The following is a 20522-nucleotide window of genomic DNA, read 5'->3' as shown; positions in this document are numbered from 1 at the left end:
CTGGATGATAAAGAAACTGTTAATTGCAAACAGAGGAGAAATAGCGGTCCGAATAATTCGCGCTTGTCGAGAAATGGGAATTGAATCAGTTGCTGTTTTCTCCGAGGCAGACCGTGAAGCTCTGCATGTACAACTTGCAGATGAAGCCTATTGTATAGGACCGACATTATCAAAAGACAGCTACTTAAATGTGACAAATTTGATTAGTGTAGCAAAACTGACTGCGTGCGATGCGATACATCCTGGTTATGGATTTCTAGCAGAAAATGCAGATTTCGCTGAACTTTGCCGTGAATGTAATATTACCTTCGTAGGACCAAGTCCTGAAGCGATTACGAAAATGGGAACAAAGGATATTGCCAGAGAAACAATGAGAGAAGCTGGTGTACCCATTGTACCTGGATCTACTGGGATCATTAACGATATTGATGAGGCGCTTGAGCTTGTGGCAAGGATACAATATCCTGTAATTATTAAAGCAACCGCCGGCGGAGGCGGTAAAGGTATCCGTGTGGCAAAAAATGAACAGGAACTAGTTAAGGGTATTAATATTACCCAGCAGGAGGCTTTGACTGCCTTTGGTAATCCAGGAGTATACATAGAAAAGTATATTGAGGATTTCCGTCACGTTGAAATACAAGTTCTTGCAGATTCCTATGGAAACACCATCCACCTAGGAGAAAGAGACTGTTCTATTCAGCGCAGACTTCAAAAGCTTTTAGAAGAAACACCTTCACCAGCCTTAGATGGAGAAATTCGTGCTGAGATGGGAAATGCAGCAGTAAAAGCCGCAAAAGCAGTTGATTATTCAGGTGCTGGAACGGTAGAATTTATATATGACTACCGCAATCGTAAATTTTATTTCATGGAAATGAACACAAGAATACAGGTGGAGCACCCAGTTACCGAAATGGTCACAGGTATTGATCTAATTAAGGAGCAAATCCGAGTGGCTTCTGGAGAAAGATTAACGATAAATCAGCAGGATGTTACGTTTACGGGCTGGGCCATTGAGTGTCGTATCAATGCAGAGAACCCGGAAAAGAACTTCATGCCTTCAGCGGGAAAAATTAATATGTATCTGCCTCCAGGCGGCTTTGGTGTTCGAATTGATTCAGCTGCCTACCCAGGGTACACCATTCCACCTTATTATGATTCCATGATTGCGAAAGTCATCACATATGGTAATAGCAGGGAAGAAGCAATCTCACGAATGAAACGTGCGCTAAGCGAATTTGTGATTGAGGGTATTCATACCACTATTCCTTTCCATTTAAAATTGCTTGAGCATGAGAATTTCGTTGAGGGACAATTCAATACAAAGTTTCTTGAGTTACATGATGTGATGAAGTCTAGCTAAAATCTGGAGGTGTACTTTATGAGCGAGTATAATGTACTGGAAATGAATCAAGGAAACAGCGGGCATGGAAAAGTAGAAATTGCACCTGAAGTCATTGAAGTCATTGCGGGTATTGCTGCTTCCGAGGTCGAAGGAGTAGCGCAAATGCGCGGTAATTTCGCAACGGGTGTAGTGGAAAGATTGGGTAAGAAGAACCACGGTAAAGGTGTTAAAGTGGAACTATCAGAAGAAGGAATCACTGTAGATGTATACTGCTTAATGAAATTTGGTGTATCAATTCCTACAGTAGCAGGAAAAATACAAGATAACATCCGCCAAGCATTGCTAAACATGACCGCATTAGAGGCAGAGGCCGTAAACATACACGTAGTCGGAATCTCATTCGAAACCCAAAAACCAGAACCAGAAGTAGAAGAAGAGATTTAATAAATTTAATCAAGGCTGTGTTATAGAAAATTGTTGTTTTAATTAACTCGTTGATTGGAACGGAAGGCACGAAGACTCCTGCGGGAGGACGGGGCAGGGGAGACCCCGCAGGCGCTTAAGCGCCGAGGAGGCTCCCCGGACCGCCCGCGGAAAGCGAAGTGCCTGGAGTGGAAATCAACAGACAAACATAACACAGCCCGAACCAAAGGAGTAATTCCTTTGGTTTTTTTCTTTTTTAAGGTTATTAGTACACTGCTTCTAGGTAAAAATAAGTTCTTACAGTGCGAATCAGTTTTAGTTATGCTATTATCTTTTTATGTACAAAACTATATCATGCATTCGTTGTATGAAATTCGACAAAAATTAATTATTATCTCTAAAGGAGTTAAATGTATAATGAAGAGAAGAACAGCAAGGGAAAAGGCGTTACAAGCTCTTTTTCAAATTGATGTTAGTAACACAGAACCAGCTTCTGCGATAGAACATGTTCTGGAAGGTGAAGCTGGAGATGACTACTTAACAAAGCTAGTTTTAGGAGTAGTGGAACAAAAAGATGAAATTGATCCGTTAATCAAAGAGAATCTTGAAAAATGGACGATGGACCGTTTAGCAACGGTTGATAGGAATTTATTAAGGATTGCGATTTACGAGTTATTATATTTCCGCAATGAAATCCCTGAAAATGTTATTTTAGATGAAGCGATTGAAATAGCAAAAATATACGGGGATGAACAATCTAGCCGTTTTATTAATGGAGTCCTGTCGAAGGTAAAAGAAAAACTATAATCAAGACATCTTACTTTGAAATAGGGGGAAATACGCATGGTAGCAACTATTATTGATGGAAAAGAAATAGCAGCAAAAAAAAAGGTGGAAATTGCATCTGAGGTCCAAAAGCTGAAGGAATTAGGGATTACACCAGGACTTGCTGTTATCCTTGTTGGCAATAATCATGCATCAAGAACATATGTAACGAATAAAGAAAAAACTTGTCGAGACCTAGGTATGCACTCAGTGTTGATTGAATTACCAGAAATGGCTACCCAGGAAGAATTACTGACAAAAATAGAGGAACTAAATGGAGACCCGGCTATCCATGGCATTTTGGTACAGCTTCCGCTTCCAAAGCATATTGATGAAACAAGAGTTATTGAATCCATCTCTCCTTTAAAGGATGTAGACGGATTTCATCCGATAAACATTGGTAGAATGATGACAGGTCAGGATGCATTCCTTCCATGTACCCCTTATGGAATCATGGTACTTTTAGAAGAAATGGATATTTCGGTAGCCGGTAAACATGTTGTCGTGGTGGGGAGAAGTAATATCGTTGGAAAACCTGTAGGACAGTTGTTTCTTAATCAACATGCAACTGTAACTTATTGTCATTCAAAAACAATCGATTTACAGTACCATACATCGCAAGCAGATATTCTTGTTGCTGCAGTGGGTATAGCCAACTTTATTAAAGCTGAACACGTAAAAGAAGGTGCAGTGGTTATTGATGTAGGGATCAACCGGAATGAAGCGGGTAAGCTATGCGGTGATGTTGCGTTTGATGAAGTAAGTCAGAAGGCAGGTTATATTACCCCTGTACCAAAGGGAGTAGGTCCGATGACCATTACTATGCTCATGTATAACACTCTTAAATCAGCAAAAAATACGCTGCGGTTCTAAAAAGGAGTTCGTTATGCAGGAAAAAAAGTATTTAACTGTGCTGGCATTAACAAAATACATAAAAAGAAAATTTGACGCAGACCCTCATTTGCAGGATGTAAATGTACGAGGCGAAATCTCAAACTTTAAACAGCATTCTAGCGGACATATGTATTTTACGTTAAAGGATGAAAAAGCACGTATTCTTGCAGTGATGTTCTCAAGTCAATCACGTACCATGAAGTTTTTACCGGAAAACGGAATGAAGGTGGTTGTAAAAGGGGATGTCTCGGTCTATGAACCAAGTGGTCAATATCAAATGTATATTAAAGAAATGCAGCCAGACGGAATCGGGGAATTGTTTTTAGCCTACGAGCAGTTAAGAAAAAGACTTGAAGCAGAAGGCCTATTTTCTATAGAACAAAAAAAGCCCATTCCGAGCTATCCGAAAACGGTAGGAGTCATAACGTCACCAACAGGAGCGGCAATAAGGGATATTATCACAACTATTAAAAGACGGTATCCGATAACGAATATCCTTGTTTTACCGGCACTTGTACAGGGTGAGAATGCAGCAGCTTCTATAGCACGGGCTATTGAAAAAGCAAACAAAATGAATGAGATCGATGTACTTATTGTGGGGCGTGGAGGCGGCTCGATTGAGGAATTATGGGCCTTTAATGAGGAGATAGTAGCTAAAGCGATTAATCACTCAGATATCCCAATCATTTCTGCAGTAGGCCATGAAACAGATTTTACAATTGCTGATTTTGTGGCAGACATGCGTGCTCCAACACCAACTGCGGCGGCCGAGCTAGCCGTCCCTCATATTGATGAACTAATGGAAAGACTGCTTCAGCGGAAAACCCGGATGCTTCAATCCATGAACAGTAGATATCGATATGAAAAACAACGGTTAGAGCGTGCACAAAAATCCTATGCATTTCGTTACCCGCAGCGTCTATACGAACAAAAGCTCGAACAGGTGGATAAATTAACAGAATCACTTGTACGTGGTGCTGCTAGACTAACTGACCTAAAAAAGTCTCAGCACGAAACGATTCATAACCGACTCATTCGTAACCATCCAAAAGTAGCAGTACGAGATGCAGAAATTAGATTTGAACGTTCAAAAAAAGATATACAACGGGCAATGGGACAAATCTTCTTGAAGAAACAAACTGAATTCGAAAGAATCCTCGCAACACTTCAAGCCTTAAGCCCTTTAAAAATAATGGAACGAGGATTCAGTCTCGTTTATTCTGAAGACAATGTATTAATAAAAAGTGTTAAACAAGTAAAAGAGAACGAACCACTACAAATTCAATTAACAGATGGCAGCCTTCTCTGCAATGTACAGAACATAAAGGAGAGCGAAAACCGTGAGTAATGAACAAAAGATTTCCTTTGAGGAAGCAATGAATAAGCTCGAGCAAATTGTGGATAAGCTTGAAGAAGGGGATGTCCCACTCGAAGCTGCCATTGCCTTTTATAAAGAGGGGATGGAGCTGTCAAAGCTTTGTCATGATAAGCTAAAAAGTGTTGAAGAACAATTAACACAGATTATTACGGAGGACGGACGTAAACAAAACTTTACGATTGAAGAGGAGGAATAGGCTTGACTGCTAAAGTTCTAGATGCCTTTACACAAGAACATAAACAACTGCTTGAATCAGAGCTTCGAACCTTGGTGGAAAAGCTGAATGCACCTCCTATTATTAAAGAAGCGATGCATTATTCTCTTGAAGCAGGCGGAAAAAGAATCCGTCCCTTACTGGTATTTGCAACCCTTGCCGCCTTCGAAAAAGATCCAAAAATCGGACTCCTGGCAGCCGCTGCAATTGAAATGATTCATACATATTCCTTAATCCATGATGATTTGCCGAGTATGGATAATGATGATCTTAGAAGAGGCAAGCCTACGAATCATAAAGTGTTTGGAGATGCCATCGCCATTTTAGCGGGAGATGCATTATTGACCTACAGCTTTCAGGTAATTGGACAAACTCCTGACGAATTTGCTTCTAGTGAAACCAAACTACAATTGGTAATGGAGATGGCCAAAGCTGCCGGCAGTGAAGGAATGGTGGGCGGTCAGGTTGCAGATATGGAAGGAGAGGGAAAAACTTTATCCATTGAAGAGCTTGAGTATATCCACACTCATAAAACAGGTAAGCTATTAAAATTTAGCGTCATAGCAGGAGCATTGCTGGGCGGGGCAAATCAAACTCAACTAGAAAACCTATCTGCATTTGCCCATCATCTAGGGCTTGCTTTTCAAATACAGGACGACATTCTCGACTTAGAAGGAAATCAAGAGGTACTAGGTAAACCTGTCGGAAGTGATTCAAGTAACGAGAAAAGCACCTATCCACAGCTCTTGTCCATGAAAGGTGCCAAGAAAGCATTAAGACAGCAATTGGATCTTTCTAAACAATACTTAGAAAAGACAGGACTTAACATACATTTACTTAAAGAAATCGCTGACCTGATAGCTACAAGGGACCACTAAATAACAGGTATTTGAACAACAACGTAATTGTGTTATAATTGTTGTCAATGTAAAAAACGTTGTCAATGCCGTTACCACTTTTTTGTGTTAGCGGCTATTTTTTACTATATGATGTACGGAAAGAAAAAGTATGAAAGTGAGTGGTCCAAACATGGATCTGTTATCAATAAAAGACCCTTCCTTTTTAAAAGGGATGTCAAATCAAGAATTGGAGGTTTTAAGTCAAGAGATACGCCAATTCTTGATTGAAAAGCTGTCTGTTACTGGAGGCCATATTGGACCGAACTTAGGTGTTGTCGAATTAACCATTGCCTTACATAAATGTTTTGACAGCCCCAAAGATAAATTTATTTGGGATGTAGGACATCAGTCCTATGTTCATAAAATTCTTACAGGCAGGGCTTGCGAATTTGACACATTGCGTCAATTTAAAGGACTTTGCGGCTTCCCAAAAAGAAATGAAAGCGAGCACGATGTTTGGGAAACAGGACACAGTTCAACTTCCCTTTCAGCTGCAATGGGAATGGTCATAGCTAGAGACTTGAAAAAAGAGAGTTCCTTTGTTGTACCAATCATTGGCGATGGTGCGTTAACAGGGGGAATGGCATTAGAAGCTTTAAACCATATAGGCCATGAAAAAAAGAACATGATTGTTATTTTGAACGACAATGAAATGTCGATTGCACCAAATGTTGGTGCTCTTCATAATATCCTTGGCCAATTACGTACTGCTGGTAAATATCAGTGGGTCAAAGATGAATTAGAATTGTTCTTGAAAAAGGTACCGGCTGTTGGAGGGAAACTGGCAGCAACTGCGGAACGAGTGAAAGACAGTCTAAAATATTTATTTGTATCTGGCATGTTTTTTGAGGAATTGGGTTTCACTTATTTAGGTCCTGTTGATGGACATGATTTTGAAGCTTTATTTGAAAATTTTAGATATGCTAAAAAAACGGAAGGACCGGTCCTTCTTCATGTTATCACGAAAAAAGGGAAAGGTTTTCATCCTGCTGAAAGTGATACAAAAGGTACCTGGCATGGTACAGGACCTTATAAAATGGATACAGGTGCTTTTGTCAAACCGGATAAGACACCACCCGCCTGGAGCAGCTTAGTAAGTGAAACAGTTCGCAAGCTGGCTCGTGAAGATGAGCGTATTGTGGCGATAACCCCTGCTATGCCAGTTGGGTCAAAGCTAGAGGGCTTTGCTAGTGAGTTTCCGGAGAGAATGTATGATGTTGGAATTGCGGAACAGCATGCAGCTACCGTTGCAGCTGGATTGGCAACCCAAAATATGAAACCTTTTTTAGCGATATATTCAACCTTTCTGCAACGAGCTTATGACCAGGTTGTTCATGATATCTGCCGTCAAAATTTAAATGTATTTATTGGAATCGATCGAGCTGGATTAGTAGGTGCAGATGGTGAAACGCATCAGGGCGTGTTCGATATTGCTTTTTTAAGACATGTTCCTAATATTGTTTTAATGATGCCTAAGGATGAAAATGAAGGCCAGCACATGGTCTATACTGCGATGAATTATAATGATGGTCCAATTGCGATGAGATTTCCAAGAGGTAATGGTTTGGGTGTACCAATGGATGAAACATTTAAGAGCATTCCAATTGGTACATGGGAGGTTTTGAAGGATGGCGAGGACGCGGCAATCTTAACTTTTGGTACAACAATACAGATGGCTCTTGAAGCGGCAGAAACGCTTGAGAAACAAGGGATCTCGGTAAAAGTTGTAAACGCGCGCTTCATCAAGCCTTTAGATGAAAAAATGCTCAATGAGTTACTCTCAAATAATATCCCTATCCTAACCATTGAAGAAGCGGTCCTGCAGGGCGGCTTTGGAAGTTTTGTTCTAGAATATGCGCATGAAAAAGGATATTACCATCAAGCAATCGACCGAATGGGGATACCTGACCAATTTATCGAACATGGTGATGTAGAATCACTTCTAGAAGAAATTGGAATGACTACGTCAGAGGTTGTAAAAAGAATGACCATACTTGCACGAAAAAAACAACAAAGGGCATAACCATGAAGAATAAAGAACGATTAGATGTATTATTAGTTGAAAGAGGATTAGCAGAAACAAGAGAAAAAGCAAAACGTTCGATCATGGCGGGACTCGTTTATACGAATGAAGAACGGTTAGATAAGCCTGGCGAGAAAGTAAAAGTAGATATCCCTCTAATGATAAAGGGAAATGTGCTTCCTTACGTCAGTCGAGGCGGTCTTAAACTGGAAAAGGCATTAAAAGTATTTGATGTCACAGTTAAAGATAAAATTATGCTCGATATTGGTGCTTCAACAGGAGGCTTTACTGACTGTGCCCTGCAGAATGGTGCTAAAATGTCCTATGCTTTGGATGTAGGCTATAATCAGCTTGCCTGGAAGCTGCGGCAGGATGAACGAGTAGTGGTAATGGAAAGAACCAACTTTCGCTACGTAACGCCGAAAGATCTAGCAGGGGAAATGCCTAATTTTGCCACGATAGATGTCTCTTTTATTTCATTAAAATTAATATTACCTGTCTTAAAAACCCTGCTTGTACCTGGCAGTGATATTGTGGCACTTGTTAAGCCTCAATTTGAAGCAGGTCGTGAGCAAGTTGGGAAAAAAGGTATTGTACGGGATGAAAAAGTACATTTACAAGTTGTTAATAAAATTGTAGATTTTGCACTTGAGCAACGATTTAATGCGGTTAATTTATCCTTTTCTCCGATTACCGGAGGCGATGGAAATATTGAGTTTCTCCTTCACCTTAAATGGATGGGAGAGCAAGACGCTGGTCAAAATCAGCTTCCTGCCGAACCGGCACAAATTGTGAGAGACGCTCATCAGGAATTTAAATCTAAACAAGATGTGGAAGGATAAGCTTATGCTTTTCCTTCCTTTTTAATTTGGACGTTTTTTAGCAAAATAATAATTGTACTTCCTTGGCAAAATGGGCTAACATATTGGTAGAAGCGACATTTTTGTACAAAATACCTAAATGTTTTGATGATTATGGGGTGAATGGATTGAATAAGGGTCAACGTCATATAAAAATTAGAGAAATTATCACTGCTAATGATATTGAAACACAAGATGAATTGGTTGATGAATTAAAAAGCGCTGGGTTTAATGTGACTCAAGCAACAGTTTCTCGAGACATTAAAGAACTGCATCTCGTTAAAGTTCCGTTGTTAGATGGGCGATACAAATATAGCCTTCCAGCTGATCAACGGTTTAATCCATTACAAAAATTAAAGAGATCTTTAATGGATGCCTTTGTTCGCATAGATTCCGCAGGTCATTTATTGGTAATGAAATGTCTGCCTGGTAACGCTATGGCTATTGGGGCTTTGTTAGATAACCTTGATTGGGAAGAAGTGCTGGGAACCATCTGTGGTGACGATACTATTTTAATCATTTGTCGTACTCCAGAAGATACAGAGACAATCACTAACCGGTTCCTTGACATGCTTTAAATAGGGGGAGTATACCTTGTTATCAGAATTATCGATTAAGAACTTTGCGATCATTGAGGCCCTTTCCATTTCTTTTGACAAAGGGCTGACCGTTTTAACAGGAGAAACAGGTGCAGGGAAATCGATTATTATTGACGCTATCCACCTGCTCGTCGGCGGCAGAGGTTCCGCTGAGTTTGTCAGACATGGAGAGGAAAAAGCTGAAATTGAAGGTCTTTTTCAAATTGATGAGCACCATCCTTGTCATTCAAAGGCTTTTGAGTTTGGAATAGAAATTGAAGAAGGAATGGTTATTCTACGAAGAGATATCTCACGTTCAGGCAAAAGTGTTTGTAGAATCAATGGGAAGCTAGTGACCATATCGACTCTTCGCGAAGTAGGTTCAACCCTAGTGGATATACATAGCCAGCACGAACATCAAGATTTAATGGATGAGAGCAGGCATTTACTATTACTTGACCAATATGGGTTTGAAGAAATTTCTCAGTCACAAACAGAATACCAGGAAGTGTTTCACCGCTATGAACAAACGTCCCAGAAGTTGAAATCGCTAAGTGAAAATGAGCAAAAAACAGCGCATCGCCTCGATCTCATTCAATTTCAATTTGATGAAATTCAAAATGCAAAATTAAAGCTTAAAGAAGATGAACAACTTTTTGAAGAAAAAAGAAAACTTGCGAATTTTGAGCGTGTATTCGAGGCGGTCCAATCTAGTTATAATGCTCTGACAGGAGAACAGAAGGGGCTGGATTGGATTAGTATGGTAATGGGTCAGCTTGAAGATGCTGCTGCGTTGGATTCCTCTTATAAAGAAATATATGAATTGGTTATGAACAGCTTTTATCAATTAGAAGATGCTTCCCGTACATTAAGAAATGAACTAGACGGATTAGAATATGACCCGCAGCGATTAAATGAAATTGAAGAACGGTTAAATGAAATTAATCAATTGAAGCGGAAGTATGGAAAAACGATTGAAGAAATATTAGAATACGCCGCTAAAATCGAAGAAGAAATCGAAACATTACAAAATAAAGAAACACATATAGGTCAATTAGAGAAGCAATTAACATCGATTAAAAAGGACTTAATCCTTGAGGCTAAGCAGTTAACCGAACTCCGGAAACGCTGGGCAGATAAGCTGACTAACTTAATACATAATGAGTTAAAAGAACTATACATGGCAAAAACCGTGTTCGAAATTCGGTTTGAATCGATTTTACCTCATTTTTCAAAAAATGGAGTTGACCATGTGGAGTTCTATATTTCCACCAATCCTGGTGAGCCATTAAAGCCATTATCTAAGATTGCTTCCGGCGGGGAGTTATCAAGAATTATGCTGGCACTGAAGAGTATTTTTTCAAAACACCAAGGTGTTACCTCCATTATTTTTGATGAGGTGGATACAGGAGTAAGCGGCAGAGTGGCTCAGTCGATAGCTGAAAAAATTTATAATGTGGCGGTTGATTCGCAGGTATTATGTATTTCTCATTTACCACAAGTGGCAGCAATGGCAGATACTCATCTTTTTATTTCTAAGGTAACTGAAGGCGGACGGACAAAAACTTCGGTAAGTCCACTTAGTATCGAAGAGAAAATAAAGGAAATTGGCCGCATGATTTCAGGTGCTGAAATTACGGATCTAACGAAGAAACATGCAGAAGAATTGTTATTTTTAGCTTCAGAAAATAAAAAAATTGAAAAGCTTCCCAATTAGGGGAGCTTTTTTATGTTGTATCAGGTTATAAATGGCGCTGATGCAGGCAAAATTAAAGATGTAGCCATTTCGATATAGTGTGAAACAGAAGCGAGGAGAGTGAAGATTTTGAAGTTAGAAATAATTAGAAAGATCATTGGTGGAATTCTCCTTGTTTCATTAATCAGCGTTTTGTTTTTTCAGCCATTACAGAAATACCTTGATATACCAAAGACCATTACAGTCTTTGAAGGACAAGATTATACTTTCCAAAAGGCTGTACCGGTATCAGCCTCATTAGTATCTCACAATCCAACTATCACACTTGAACAAAATCAAAACCAAGTTTCCCTAACAGCCAGCGAAAACGGCAAAGATGAAATGTTATTAGAATTTGCAGGAATTCCCGTAAAAAAGGTCGATGTAAATGTCTTAAAGGATTTCAGAGTCCAGCCAGGAGGGCAGTCCATTGGTGTTAAATTAAATACGGTTGGCGTATTGGTCGTAGGTCACCATTTAGTTAATACCGAAGATGGAAAAAAATCACCTGGTGAAATTGCTGGAATAAAAATTGGTGATATCATTACCGAAATCAATGGAAACAAAATTGAAAAAATGACAGACGTAGCTCCCTTTGTACAAAATGCAGGACAAAGCGGGCAAGCATTAGATATGGTTATTAGCAGGGAAAGCGGTAAGTTCACAACGAAACTTACTCCACTAAAAGATAAGGGAGAAAACTCGTACAAGCTTGGATTATATATTCGTGATTCAGCAGCGGGTATTGGAACCATGACTTTTGTTCATCCGCAAACAAAAAAATATGGTGCCTTAGGGCATGTAATATCGGATATGGACACGAAGAAGCCGATTGTTGTTGAAGATGGTCAAATCGTTCGTTCAACTGTTACCTCTATTGAAAAAGGAAGTAATGGTGATCCAGGTGAAAAGCTTGCACGTTTCTCTTCAGATCGTGAAATTGTCGGAAACATCACAAAAAATAGTCCATTTGGCATATTTGGAGTGTTAAATAAAGATTTAAAGAACGGTGTTATGGATAAACCGCTGCCAATTGCCCTTTCTCACCAAGTAAAAGAAGGGCCGGCGAAAATTTTAACAGTTGTTAATGATGACAAGGTTGAAGAATTTGAAATTGAAATTGTCAGCACGATCCCGCAGAAATTTCCAGCAACCAAAGGCATGGTATTAAAAGTTACCGACCCAAGGCTTTTAGAAAAAACTGGAGGCATCGTTCAAGGTATGAGCGGAAGTCCTATTATCCAGGATGGAAAGCTGATTGGCGCCGTAACGCATGTCTTTGTCAATGATCCAACCTCTGGTTATGGTGTACACATTGAATGGATGTTAAGTGAAGCAGGAATTAACATATATGAAAAACCGCAGGAAAAGGCAAGTTAAAACGAAAAGCGAAAGCCCCTAGGCGCTGTAGCTAGACAATAAATAAGAGTAAAAACAAAATAGGCGATTTCGCCTATTTTGTTTTACATAATATTCGACAATAAAATGGAATAAAAAGGCATATATGCGAATTAAGTCGAAATTTAAAGGAAAATAAAGAAAAGATAAGATTTTATCACTATTTTAAGAAATATTAAAAAAACTAGAGGAATTTTAGTTGCATTGTCGAATTTCTAATTTAGAATAGAATTAAGAGAATAAAGATAAATGATATAGAGATATGACCATTTGGATTTGAGGAGGATATAAAGGTGAAAAAGATTAAAGTATGTGTCGTTGACGACAATAGGGAATTAGTGGGGTTATTAGAGGACTATATTTCGTCCCAGGATGATATGGAGATTGCAGGTATCGCTCATAATGGTCAGGATTGTTTAGAACTACTTGAATCAACGGATACGGATGTACTCGTTTTAGATATTATTATGCCTCATCTTGATGGATTAGCTGTGCTAGAACGCTTAAGAGAGTTGAAAAAAGGCGCTATTCCAAACGTTATTATGTTGACTGCATTTGGTCAAGAAGACGTGACAAAGAAGGCTGTAGAGCTTGGAGCTTCCTATTTTATTTTAAAGCCGTTTGATATGGAGAATTTAGGAAATCATATCCGTCAGGTTAGTGGTAAAAGCAGTCAGGTTAGCCGCAAGGTTCCTACAGGAAATTACCGGTCACATACTGAACACAAACCAAGAAATCTAGACGCCAGCATTACAAGCATTATTCATGAAATTGGTGTTCCTGCGCATATTAAGGGATATTTATACTTACGTGAGGCCATTTCGATGGTATACAATGACATTGAACTACTGGGATCTATTACGAAGGTATTATACCCTGATATCGCGAAGAAATATAATACCACAGCCAGCCGGGTGGAACGTGCTATCCGTCATGCAATTGAGGTAGCATGGAGCCGTGGAAATATCGATTCCATTTCCTCTTTATTCGGGTACACCGTAAGCATGTCTAAGGCGAAACCAACTAACTCAGAGTTTATTGCTATGGTTGCGGACAAACTGCGTTTAGAGCATAAGGCCTCTTGAAGAGATCAATAATAGGAAAGAAAAAGCCTTCATTTTCAAAATGAGGGCTTTTTCCGTGGATTACAATTATTTTTTTTCCTTTTCAAGTTCCATTAATTTTTGAATAAGTATATGTTGAGGCATATGCATAAGTTGTTCTAACGGAACATTCAATTTTTCGGCAAGCTTAACAGCTGTTTCAGGCGATAATTGTAAAGGTTTCATTGAAGTTCATACCTCCATTCTTTAGTTAGGAAGTGAAAAAATGACACAAATTTTTGCTCATCGAGGTTATTCTGCACTCTTTGCAGAAAATACTATGAGTGCATTTATAGCAGCAGAAAAGGCAAATGCAGACGGTTTAGAGCTCGATGTCCAATTAACCAAAGATGGTGAAGTGGTGGTTATTCATGATGAAAAAGTTGACCGGACAACAAGTGGTTCTGGCTTTGTAAAAAATTTTACTTTTAATGAGATACGAAAGTTCAATGCCAATAAAAAAGGTGTGAAAAAAGAACCAATCCCGTCTTTAATTGAGGTTCTTGAATGGATGCAATCCAATCAATTAGTTTGTAACATAGAATTAAAAAATAACCTATTACCATATGAAGGCATGGAAGAAAAGGTCATTAGGCTTGTTCGAAAATATAATTTAATGGATCGGATTATCATTTCTTCTTTTAATCATTACAGTATCGTCCTATGTTATCGGACAGCACCCGAAATCGAGACAGCACCACTATTTAATGAGCGAATTTATATGCCATGGGTTTATGCACAATCCATCCGCGCAAACGGAATTCATCCGAAGCTGGCGTCGATATCAGATGAAATTATCAAAGGTGCAATGGAAAATGGAATAGCAGTTAGACCATACACTGTCAATAAAGAGGCAGACATGAACAGGCTTTTAAAAATTAACTGTACAGCGTTTATCACAGACGATCCGGTAAAGGCATTAAAAATTAAAAACCAATTTGAAAAGAGACCGTAAATGGCCTCTTTTATTTTTTTGTGTTTGAAAACCTCGATTGTACTTTATTTCTCTTTCTGTCACGATGAAAAATGAATCCCGCGACAAAACCTAAACCACCAATGAATAGAATCAGGCCTAATAGAAATTGGAGCCATAAAAAAGGGATTGGGCTTTGCAGAATCCCAAATGTCATATCGCGCATTAATTTAATCCCATAGCCGGCTAAAAAACCAGGAATAACCAATATAAGTAGAGCAATAATCCGCCTCATAATTAAATCCTTCCAATTGTTAGATAAGTCATAAGAATTATACCTTCAAAAGAAATATTAGTACAAGGATATAATTTGTCAAGGTAAGTAAAAAAATATAGAATAGATAATGAAAAATATTGCATGTTTTCGATTATGTTGGTGTGAAAAAGTTTTCTTTTTCAAATATAATAAAGGGGCGAAAAAATGCAAAATGTTATGATTGTTGGTGCCGGTAAGGGTGGTACAGCGATCCTTAAATTACTCAACGAAACAGAAGTTTTGAATGTTCAGGTTGTGATTGATAAAAACCTTGATGCGCCAGGGATTATATTGGCACAAAGTGAGGGGATTACGACCGGGACAGATTGGAAGCCTTATATAAACGAACAGATTGATATCATCATTGAGGTAACCGGGAATGAACGTGTTTTTCAAGAGTTAAGGAGCACGAAGGACAAGAAAACGGTTTTAATTCCTGGCAGTGTTGCCTTTCTTTTAGCAAAGCTTTTAGAAGAAAAGGAAGAATTAATCGTTAAGCACCAGAATGCCTCGTATCAACAAGAACTAATTTTTAATGCAGCCAATGATGGGATGCTGGTAATAGATTCTAAGGGGATAGTGATTTTATTTAATCGACGAGCAGAAGAAATGACCGGTGTAAAACGGGACCAAGCGATTGGGAAAAATGTTGTTGAAGTCATTCCTGAAAGTAGACTTCCTTTAATTCTTGAAACGAGAAGAATAGAGAAAAATCAAGAAATGAATTTGGGGAACGGGCGAAAAATTATCACAACCCGCATTCCCATCATTGAAGAGAATGGAACTTTAATTGGTGCATTTGCAGTTTTTAAAGATATCACAGAAGTAGTGAATCTTGCTGAGGAAATCACCGATTTAAAAGAAATTCAAACCATGCTCCAGGCCATTATCCACTCCAGTGATGATGCGATTTCGGTAGTAGATGAAACCGGAAGGGGTCTTCTGATAAATCCGGCGTATACCCGTCTAACCGGCCTTACACAAGAACAAGTGATTGGTCACCCAGCAACAGCAGATATATCCGAAGGCGATAGTATGCATATGAAGGTTCTTCAAACAAGAAGAGCAGTCCGTGGGGTCCCAATGCGGGTAGGAGCTAATAAGCGGGAAGTCATTGTTAATGTCGCGCCGATTATTGTAAAAGGGAAACTAAAAGGCAGTGTTGGCGTTATTCATGATATGTCAGAAATTAAATCTTTAAACCGGGAATTGAATCGCGCACGTCAAATCATCCGCACGCTTGAAGCGAAGTATACCTTTGAGGATATTATCGGCAGTTCTGAGGAAATGAAGCTTGCAATTGAGCAGGCTAAGCTTGGTGCTAAAACGCCGGCAACGGTCCTTTTACGAGGTGAATCAGGTACAGGGAAAGAATTGTTTGCCCATGCTATACATAATGCAAGTGATCGAAAATACAACAAATTTATACGTGTGAATTGCGCAGCTATATCAGAGACCCTTCTAGAAAGTGAATTATTTGGTTATGAAGAAGGAGCGTTTTCAGGGGCAAAAAGAGGGGGAAAAAGGGGCTTTTTCGAAGAAGCAAATAACGGAAGTATTTTCCTTGATGAAATAGGTGAACTTTCAGCTAATACTCAGGCGAAATTACTAAGAGTTTTGCAAGAAAATGAAATCATCCGAGTAGGCGGCACAAAACCCGTTCCGATAAATGTTAGAATCATTGCCGCAACCCATGTGAACCTTGAAAAAGGAATTGCGAAAGGTTCTTTTAGGGAAGACTTATACTATCGTTTAAATCGTATGCCAATACATATACCGCCGCTTCGGAATCGAAAAGAAGAGATTCCTGTATTGTGTGAAAGGCTTATCCAAAAAATAAATCGTGATTACGGCAGAAATGTGGAGGGTGCTGCCCAGGCGGCACTCTTGAAATTAATGAATTATGATTGGCCGGGGAATGTACGGGAACTAGAGAATATTCTTGGCCGGGCAATGATTTTTATGAATTACAATGAAACATTCATTAATATACATCACCTTCCCGAATTAAGGCCTAAAAAGCCGGGAACTGAACTACAAGTATCCGACAATAGCGAATCAATCCAGCAGGATCGTTCTTTAACTGCAATGGTTGAAGATTATGAATCCGAAATCATCCAACAAACGCTTCAACGTTTTAATGGTAATAAGACGGCCGCTGCTAAAGCCCTCGGTTTGTCCGTTAGAAATCTTTATTATAAGTTAGAAAAATACAAACTTGAAAATAATAGCATGCAATAAATTTCATAGTATGAAAATAGTTGCACTATCTACTCTGCGTTATAAAGCGTTTTCATAGGATTTAACTTGGCACGGATTTTGCATATTACATTTATGGAGTTGGAGTTGAAGAGAGAAAGGGTTGATGACAACTTGATGCTTGAATCACTAATAAACAAAGCAGCCCAACAGGAAAATATCACGGTAGCTGTTGCAGCGGCAGAAGATGAAGAAGTCATAGAAGCAGTTGTCGAGGCATTAAACCGAAATCTTGCCAATTTTATATTATTTGGTGATAATGAAAAAATTACTACGATCTTGGATGTGAAACACAAAGACCAACAAAAAAGTAATAAAAGTCTGACTGTTGTTCATGCTGATTCCAATACCATGGCTGCAGAACTGGCGGTTAGGGCTGTATCGACTAAGGAAGCAACTGTGTTAATGAAAGGAAATATCCCTACGAGCGTTCTTTTAAAAGCAGTATTAAATAAAGAATATGGTTTAAGAACAGGAAATATTCTATCACATGTAGCTGTGTTTGAGATTCCAGGTTACAACCGGTTTACCATCATTACCGATGCAGGGATGAATATTGCTCCAGATTTAGAGGAAAAAGCGCAAATGATAAGAAATGCTGCAACCCTGGCAAAAGCGATTGGAATAGAATATCCTAAAGTTGCTCCTATAGCCGCCGTTGAAGTGGTAAATCCAGCTATGCAAGCGACTATTGATGCAGCTGCATTAACGATTATGAATAAAAGAGGGCAAATTACCGGCTGTATTGTAGATGGTCCATTAGCATTGGATAATGCCGTTTCTGCTTTAGCTGCTGAACACAAAGGGATTCATAGTGAAGTAGCGGGAAGAGCTGATATTTTATTAGTTCCCGCCATTGAGGCTGGAAATGTCTTATATAAGTCATTAATTTATTTTGCAAAAGCAAAAGTAGGGGCTGTCATTGCCGGGGCGAAGGCTCCTATTGTATTGACCTCTAGAGCTGATTCTGCGGAAAGTAAGCTATATTCACTAGCACTCGCTATCTGCTCTGTTACCAAATAGATTTTTTAACTTAAGGGAGGATTTTTAACATGGAAATTTTCAAGTACTTAGAACAATACGATTACGAGCAAGTTGTATTTTGCCAGGATAAACAATCTGGATTAAAAGCAATTATTGCTATACATGATACAACATTAGGTCCGGCTCTAGGCGGTACCCGTATGTGGACATATGAATCAGAAGAAGCAGCCATCATTGATGCATTACGTTTAGCAAAAGGGATGACGTATAAAAACGCAGCAGCAGGGCTAAATCTTGGCGGTGGTAAAACTGTTATTATCGGTGACCCTCGCAAGGATAAAAATGAAGAAATGTTCCGTGCTTTCGGCCGCTATATTCAAGGGTTAAATGGAAGATATATTACTGCGGAAGATGTTGGAACAACCGTAGCAGATATGGATTTAATTCATGAAGAAACAGACTATGTCACTGGTATTTCACCAGCATTCGGTTCTTCTGGCAATCCTTCACCTGTTACTGCTTATGGTGTTTATCGCGGGATGAAAGCCGCTGCTAAAGCAGCCTTTGGTTCTGACTCTCTTGAAGGAAAAGTGATAGCAATTCAAGGTGTTGGTAACGTTGCTTATAATCTTTGCCGTCATCTTCACGAAGAAGGGGCCCAATTAATCGTAACCGATATTAATAAAGAAGCTGTCCAGCGTGCAGTTGAAGAATTTGGAGCACGTGCTGTAGATCCAAATGAAATCTATAGTGTGGAATGTGATATTTATGCTCCATGCGCACTTGGTGCAACGGTAAATGACGATACCATTCCACAGTTAAAAGCAAAAGTAATTGCTGGAGCAGCCAATAACCAGTTAAAGGATACTCGCCATGGTGATCTCATTCATGAAATGGGTATTATTTATGCTCCTGACTATGTTCTAAATGCTGGGGGCGTTATCAATGTAGCAGATGAGCTATATGGCTATAACCGTGATCGTGCCTTGAAGAAAGTCGAGACCATCTATGCAAATATTGAAAAAGTTATTGAAATTTCTAAACGTGATGGTATTCCTACCTATTTAGCAGCAGATCGTATGGCAGAGGAAAGAATTGAAAGAATGCGTAATTCCCGCAGTCAATTCCTTCAAAATGGTCATCATATTTTAAGCCGTCGTTAAAAAAAGCGGAAAGGGCAGAGCGCTGAATGAATAATTCAGCGTCTTTTCCCCTTTACTAAATGTCAAATGTAAAAAAATGGGGGTCAAATACGTTGCCTGATACTAAATATCGAATACTCGTCATCAATCCAGGTTCCACTTCCACTAAGATCGGGGTCTTCGATAATGAAGTTTCCATTTTTGAAAAAACAATCCGTCATGATTCAGAAGTGATTAATTCATTTGATAATATTATTGATCAATATGAATTTAGAAAAAATACAATCCTGGAAACACTGGATAATGCCGGGATTAATATATCGAAGCTGAGTGCAGTTTGTGGACGCGGCGGTTTGCTTCGTCCAATCGAAGGCGGCACCTATGCTGTCAATAACACTATGCTTGAGGATTTGCGGACTGGTTTTGCGGGTCAGCATGCTTCAAATCTAGGTGGTATTATTGCCTTCGAAATTGCTTCTGGTTTAAATATTCCTTCCTTTATTGTCGACCCCGTTGTTGTGGATGAACTAGAACCCATTGCAAGAATCTCTGGTTTTTCCTTAATTGAGCGGGTAAGTATTTTTCATGCTCTTAATCAAAAAGCTGTTGCACGAAGAGTTGCAAAAGAATTAGGTAAGAAATATACCGAATTAAACCTTATTGTTACCCATATGGGAGGCGGCATTACCGTTGGGGTACATAAGCAAGGCAAAGTCATTGATGTAAACAATGGCCTCCATGGTGATGGTCCTTTTAGCCCGGAACGTGCTGGAACTGTTCCAGCAGGAGATTTAGTTGCGCTATGCTATTCAGGTCAGTACTACCGTGATGAAATAATGAAGAAACTTGTAGGTCAAGGGGGGCTTGTTGGCTACCTTGGAACCAACGATGCTGTTGAAGTTGAAAAAAGAATTCAGGCTGGCGATGAACAGGCGTCTCTGATTTACGAAGCAATGGCTTACCAAGTCGCAAAGGAAATAGGAGCAGCCAGTGCAGTATTAGCAGGAAAAGTGGATGCCATTGTGTTAACTGGCGGTCTCGCGTATGGTAAAGGATTTGTGAAATCCATCACCGATAGGATTAATTGGATCGCAGATACCATTGTCCATCCAGGTGAAAATGAACTTCAAGCATTAGCTGAAGGTGCACTAAGAGTTTTGCGTGGAGAGGAAAAGGTAAAAGAGTATCCTGGTACATTCAAAACAGCAAAAATTTAACGATTTGGGGAGGAAATAC

Annotated in this window: 20 protein-coding genes; 18 read left to right on the top strand and 2 right to left on the bottom strand. The window is 39.2% G+C overall.

Annotation, left to right across the window (positions count from 1 at the left end; translation table 11 throughout):
• Nucleotides 1–4 precede the first annotated feature (4 nt).
• The 13 genes from accC to spo0A all read left to right on the top strand — a co-directional run bounded on the left by accC (nt 5) and on the right by spo0A (nt 13654).
• Nucleotides 5–1360: an acetyl-CoA carboxylase biotin carboxylase subunit gene (accC, locus tag ACIQAA_RS02115; protein ID WP_402614346.1), complete on the top strand. Its 1356-nt coding sequence runs from the start codon at nt 5–7 to the stop codon at nt 1358–1360.
• Nucleotides 1361–1378: 18 nt separating this feature from the next.
• A complete protein-coding gene (locus ACIQAA_RS02110) occupies nt 1379–1786 on the top strand; it encodes an Asp23/Gls24 family envelope stress response protein (protein ID WP_095247159.1) in 408 nt (135 codons plus the stop codon).
• Between the two features lie 396 nt (nt 1787–2182).
• Complete coding sequence (gene nusB / locus ACIQAA_RS02105) at nt 2183–2572, top strand: transcription antitermination factor NusB (RefSeq protein WP_402614343.1); 390 nt, start codon at nt 2183–2185, stop codon at nt 2570–2572.
• Between the two features lie 36 nt (nt 2573–2608).
• Nucleotides 2609–3463, top strand: coding sequence for a bifunctional methylenetetrahydrofolate dehydrogenase/methenyltetrahydrofolate cyclohydrolase FolD (gene folD / locus ACIQAA_RS02100; RefSeq protein WP_402614340.1), 855 nt, complete (start codon nt 2609–2611; stop codon nt 3461–3463).
• 13 nt (nt 3464–3476) lie between these two features.
• Nucleotides 3477–4832, top strand: a complete 1356-nt coding sequence (xseA, locus tag ACIQAA_RS02095; RefSeq protein WP_402614337.1) for an exodeoxyribonuclease VII large subunit — start codon at nt 3477–3479, stop codon at nt 4830–4832.
• A complete protein-coding gene (locus ACIQAA_RS02090) occupies nt 4825–5058 on the top strand; it encodes an exodeoxyribonuclease VII small subunit (RefSeq protein ID WP_179596676.1) in 234 nt (77 codons plus the stop codon). Before xseA ends, ACIQAA_RS02090 begins: the two co-directional genes overlap by 8 nt.
• Nucleotides 5059–5060: 2 nt before the next feature.
• Nucleotides 5061–5954 carry a polyprenyl synthetase family protein gene (locus tag ACIQAA_RS02085; RefSeq protein WP_402614334.1) on the top strand — a complete coding sequence of 298 codons (894 nt, stop codon included), beginning with the start codon at nt 5061–5063 and terminating at the stop codon, nt 5952–5954.
• 151 nt (nt 5955–6105) lie between these two features.
• Complete coding sequence (gene dxs, locus ACIQAA_RS02080; protein ID WP_402614331.1) at nt 6106–7998, top strand: 1-deoxy-D-xylulose-5-phosphate synthase; 1893 nt, start codon at nt 6106–6108, stop codon at nt 7996–7998.
• A gap of 2 nt (nt 7999–8000) precedes the next feature.
• Nucleotides 8001–8840, top strand: coding sequence for a TlyA family RNA methyltransferase (locus ACIQAA_RS02075; protein ID WP_402614328.1), 840 nt, complete (start codon nt 8001–8003; stop codon nt 8838–8840).
• 146 nt (nt 8841–8986) lie between these two features.
• Complete coding sequence (gene ahrC / locus ACIQAA_RS02070; RefSeq protein ID WP_034673247.1) at nt 8987–9436, top strand: transcriptional regulator AhrC/ArgR; 450 nt, start codon at nt 8987–8989, stop codon at nt 9434–9436.
• A gap of 16 nt (nt 9437–9452) precedes the next feature.
• Nucleotides 9453–11153, top strand: a complete 1701-nt coding sequence (gene recN / locus ACIQAA_RS02065; protein WP_402614325.1) for a DNA repair protein RecN — start codon at nt 9453–9455, stop codon at nt 11151–11153.
• A gap of 99 nt (nt 11154–11252) precedes the next feature.
• Nucleotides 11253–12551: a SpoIVB peptidase gene (gene spoIVB, locus ACIQAA_RS02060; protein WP_402614322.1), complete on the top strand. Its 1299-nt coding sequence runs from the start codon at nt 11253–11255 to the stop codon at nt 12549–12551.
• A 311-nt stretch (nt 12552–12862) separates the two neighbouring features.
• A complete protein-coding gene (spo0A, locus tag ACIQAA_RS02055) occupies nt 12863–13654 on the top strand; it encodes a sporulation transcription factor Spo0A (RefSeq protein ID WP_402614320.1) in 792 nt (263 codons plus the stop codon).
• 66 nt (nt 13655–13720) lie between these two features.
• Here spo0A and ACIQAA_RS02050 read toward each other — a convergent pair whose 3' ends face one another.
• Nucleotides 13721–13858: a YycC family protein gene (locus ACIQAA_RS02050; protein WP_402614317.1), complete on the bottom strand. Its 138-nt coding sequence runs from the start codon at nt 13856–13858 to the stop codon at nt 13721–13723.
• Nucleotides 13859–13898: 40 nt separating this feature from the next.
• Here ACIQAA_RS02050 and ACIQAA_RS02045 point away from each other — a divergent pair, with 40 nt between their 5' ends.
• Nucleotides 13899–14627 carry a glycerophosphodiester phosphodiesterase gene (locus ACIQAA_RS02045; RefSeq protein WP_402614314.1) on the top strand — a complete coding sequence of 243 codons (729 nt, stop codon included), beginning with the start codon at nt 13899–13901 and terminating at the stop codon, nt 14625–14627.
• Between the two features lie 10 nt (nt 14628–14637).
• Here the strand turns inward: ACIQAA_RS02045 and ACIQAA_RS02040 are convergent, their stop codons facing one another.
• On the bottom strand, nt 14638–14880 hold the full coding sequence (locus ACIQAA_RS02040; RefSeq protein WP_402614311.1) for a DUF2627 domain-containing protein: 243 nt from the start codon (nt 14878–14880) through the stop codon (nt 14638–14640).
• A 186-nt stretch (nt 14881–15066) separates the two neighbouring features.
• Between ACIQAA_RS02040 and ACIQAA_RS02035 the strand changes: the two genes are divergently transcribed.
• From ACIQAA_RS02035 to buk, 4 genes are all read left to right on the top strand, one after another.
• Nucleotides 15067–17142, top strand: coding sequence for a sigma 54-interacting transcriptional regulator (locus tag ACIQAA_RS02035; protein WP_402614308.1), 2076 nt, complete (start codon nt 15067–15069; stop codon nt 17140–17142).
• 132 nt (nt 17143–17274) lie between these two features.
• Nucleotides 17275–18183, top strand: coding sequence for a phosphate butyryltransferase (gene yqiS, locus ACIQAA_RS02030; RefSeq protein ID WP_402615580.1), 909 nt, complete (start codon nt 17275–17277; stop codon nt 18181–18183).
• A gap of 29 nt (nt 18184–18212) precedes the next feature.
• Nucleotides 18213–19307 carry a branched-chain amino acid dehydrogenase gene (gene bcd, locus ACIQAA_RS02025; protein ID WP_402614305.1) on the top strand — a complete coding sequence of 365 codons (1095 nt, stop codon included), beginning with the start codon at nt 18213–18215 and terminating at the stop codon, nt 19305–19307.
• A gap of 59 nt (nt 19308–19366) precedes the next feature.
• Nucleotides 19367–20503 carry a butyrate kinase gene (buk, locus tag ACIQAA_RS02020; RefSeq protein ID WP_402614302.1) on the top strand — a complete coding sequence of 379 codons (1137 nt, stop codon included), beginning with the start codon at nt 19367–19369 and terminating at the stop codon, nt 20501–20503.
• Nucleotides 20504–20522: the final 19 nt, after the last annotated feature.

The organism is Neobacillus sp. NPDC093182, from assembly GCF_044754045.1.
Note: the sequence above shows the minus strand (reverse complement) of the source record. Positions and strands in the feature narration are given on the sequence as shown.